This window comes from Mitsuaria sp. TWR114 (genome assembly GCF_007997345.1).
In genome coordinates this window covers 1-3086 of sequence record NZ_VOSR01000975.1, presented here as the reverse complement: position 1 = coordinate 3086, position 3086 = coordinate 1, and the positions used below count along the sequence as shown (strand labels likewise).

Genomic DNA, 3086 nt, shown 5'->3' with positions numbered 1-3086 from the left:
CCGCAGGGCGACCGTCCCTTCGGCGACCGCCCGCGTTTCGGCGATCGTCCGCAGCGTGACGGCCAGGGCTTCGGCGGCGGCAACCGCTTCGAGCGTCGCGACGGTCAGGTCCAGGACCGTCCGCAGCGTGACTTCGGCGGCCCGCGTGGCGGCCAGGGCGGCAACGGCGGCGGCTTCGAGCAGCGCCGTGGCGGCTTCGATCCGCGCTTCGATCGTTCGGCCGAGAACAACGACCGCTACGGCCCGCGCGCCGAGCGCCCGGCCTTCAAGGGCAACGACGGCTTCGAAGGCCGTCCGGCCAAGCCGGCCTTCAAGGGCCCGCGCCAAGGCGGCGACGACCGCGGCGGCTTCGTCAAGAAGGGCCCGCGCAAGGGCTACTGAGCCCTCGCGGCTCGGACTGAAGGGGAACGCTGAGGGATGCGCGTCGAGGGTCGGATCGTCCAGTGGGATGACGCGAAGGGCTACGGCTTCATCGCGCCGTCCGACGGCGGCCCGAAGCGCTTCGTGCACATCAGCGCCTTTTCGCTGCGCGCGCGCCGGCCTTTCGTCGGCGAGCGCGTGAGCTACCAGCCCGGCGCCGACGCGCAGGGCAAGCCCCGCGCGCTCGAGGTCAAGAGCCTCGAGCCCAAGCCGGCCCCCGCCGGCCCGGCGCCACGCCCGGGCGGCGCGGCCCGGCCGCGCGACCGGTCGCAGCCGCTGCGCGGCTCGGCCCCATCCTCCAAGCCTTCCGCCGACACCGGTGCCTCGCTCTGGCTGGTGCCGGGATTCGCCACGCTGGTGCTGCTCACGCACCTGGCTTGGCCGCTGCCGCGCGGGCTGTGGGGCACCTATGTCGCGATGAGCTTCGCGACCTTCATCGTCTACGCGCTGGACAAGCGCGCCGCCCGGCTGGGCCAGTGGCGCGTCAAGGAGTCCACGCTGCATGGGCTCGCGCTGCTGTGCGGCTGGCCCGGCGCGCTGCTGGCCCAGCACCTGCTTCGCCACAAGAGCGCCAAGCCGGGCTTCCGGCGGGTGTTCTGGTTGAGCGTCGCGCTCAACATCCTGGCCTTCGTTTGTCTCTTCACGCCGCTGCTGTCGCCTTTCTTCTCGGGGATCTCCGACCACTGGAACACGCGATCGGCCGGCGACTTCGTTTGATGCTGCAGTTGAAAGTGATCGGCACGGCGGACCTTCCCGCCGTGCTCGCCTTGCAGGCCCAGTGTTATGGGCCCGAGTTCCTGGAAAGCGCCGAGGCCTTCGAGGCCAAGCTGCGCGCGGCGCGCCATCTGCACTGCTCCTACCTGGCCGTCGAGGCCGGCGAGCCGCTGGCGTATGTCGTCAGCCTGCCGGTCGACGATGGGCAACTGCCGGCCCTGGATGCGCCGGAGGTCGCGCCGGCGCGTGCGCCGCGCACGCTGTACCTGCACGACCTGGCGGTGTCGCCGGCGGGGCGCTCGCGGCAATTGGGCCGCAAGCTGTTGCGGCAGGTGGTGAACCGCGCGCAGGACATGGGCCTGGCGCAGATCGCGCTGGTGGCGGTGCAGGGCTCGCGCGAGTACTGGCAGCGCCAGGGTTTCGCCGCCGCGGACGCGCCTTCGGGCTCCGCGCTGGCGCAGAAACTGGCCAGCTTCGGCCCCGGGGCGACCCTGATGCGAAGGGCGCTCGGACCCGTCTGAGGGGGCGCGATAATCCCGCCCCATGACCCTGACCCCGGGAGGCGCGGACGACGCTCTGCGCGACGATCTCCCCGAACCCTCTTTCGAAGACCATTTCCGCGAAGGCCAGCTCCCGCAGGACTCCCTCCTGTGGTGGCAGCTGGAACGCAACGAGGCCCTGCTGGCCGCGCAGCGCGCGCTCTTCCATGGCCCGTCCACGCTGGTGCGGCTGCGCGTCTGGGTGTTCATCGAGCTGATGAGCCTGCCGCACTCGCGGCTCTCGCGCGACGACCTGAACCGCCATTTCCACCTGCTGCGCGACGAGGCGCTGGAGCTGGTGCTCAAGCGCCTGCGCGACGCGCAGCTGCTGCTCTGGGACGCGTCCAACCAGCAGTACGGCGTGACGCCGCTGGCGCAGCAGCTGATGGCGATGGTCTCGCCGCTGACGCAAGGCCAGGCCGCTGACGAGGACGGCGACCTGGCCGGCCTGCTCGCCAATGTGGCCGGCGCGCAGCAGCTCGGCACGCTGGAGCCGGCCCAGCTGCAGCATCTGCTGGCGCAGCTCTCGCGGCTCTACAACGAATTCGCCGACGCGATCGCCTCGGGCTCCGAGTTCCACCTGCGCCGCGCGCGCATGCGCTTCGAGCGCGCGCTCAAGCTGGTCGAGCGCGCCAGCGAGGCGCTGTCCGCGATCATCCGGCAGGCCGAGAACGACGGCAACGCGCGCCTGGAGCGCCTGGCGCGCGAGCTCGGCCTGGCGCAGGCGCGGCTGCTGGCGATGGCCAGCCAGTTCAACCGCGCGCTGCAGCAGGCCGACCGCCAGCGGGTGACGCTGGGCTCCACCGGCATCACGACGACCGACGTGCGGCGCTGGCTGCAGGAGGTCCCGTTCCTGGAAAACCTGGCGCTGGGCGCGCTGTCTCGGCCGGTGCATCCGGTCTTCGTCGCGCAGCATGAACTGCTGGACGGCTGCGAGGCCGAGTTCGAGCGCGACCGCCCGGTGCCGCCCACGCCCGAGCCGCTGCCCAGCGGCCTGGCCGCGCCGCCGGGCGAGCTGGCCGTGATGAGCCTGCCGCCGGAGATGGCCCAGTTGCAGGCGCTGCTGGGCCGCTGGAGCGGCGACGGCGTGCCGATGAACGACCTGCGTCCCGCGGTGCTGGGCGGCAGCTACGCGCGCGCGGCGTACCGCGCGCAGCTGCTGCCGCTGCTGGGTGATCCGCAGGCGCAGCATCTGGCCGGCGCGACCGGCGACATGGCGCGCCAGCCGTGGCGCGTGCGCTGGTCCGCCGAACAGGGCGAGATCGATGACGAGCACGTCCGCTGGATGAGCCAGGGCGTGCTGCACTCGACGGAGGTCGAGCCGCCGGCCGAGCCCGAGCCCGAACCCAAGTGGCGCCCGCCCGAGGAAACGCCCAAGCGCGGCCGCCGCAAGGCGGCGGTCGCCGGCACCGA

3 protein-coding genes and 1 pseudogene are annotated in these 3086 nt (G+C 72.8%); all 4 read left to right on the top strand.

All coding sequences use genetic code 11. From position 1 onward, the window contains the following. Positions 1–381 (top strand): annotated as a pseudogene (locus tag FUT87_RS29525) (hypothetical protein); the annotation flags it as partial. Between the two features lie 36 nt (positions 382–417). Continuing rightward, positions 418–1137 (top strand): cold shock and DUF1294 domain-containing protein, encoded by a 720-nt coding sequence (locus tag FUT87_RS26510; protein ID WP_147240291.1) that lies wholly within the window; start codon positions 418–420, stop codon positions 1135–1137. After that, entirely contained in the window at positions 1137–1655 is a 519-nt protein-coding gene (locus FUT87_RS26505) for a GNAT family N-acetyltransferase (RefSeq protein ID WP_147242917.1), read from the top strand. The genes FUT87_RS26510 and FUT87_RS26505 overlap by 1 nt, the downstream gene beginning before the upstream one ends. A gap of 22 nt (positions 1656–1677) precedes the next feature. After that, a partial coding sequence (locus tag FUT87_RS26500; protein WP_147242916.1) for a hypothetical protein occupies positions 1678–3086 on the top strand: 1409 nt, incomplete at its 3' end.

What these genes read in the sequence shown, in the direction of transcription:
- FUT87_RS26505 (WP_147242917.1), top strand. Translation starts at nt 1,137, where the DNA reads ATGCTGCAGTTGAAAGTGATCGGCACGGCGGACCTTCCCGCCGTGCTC.
- FUT87_RS26510 (WP_147240291.1), top strand. Translation starts at nt 418, where the DNA reads ATGCGCGTCGAGGGTCGGATCGTCCAGTGGGATGACGCGAAGGGCTAC.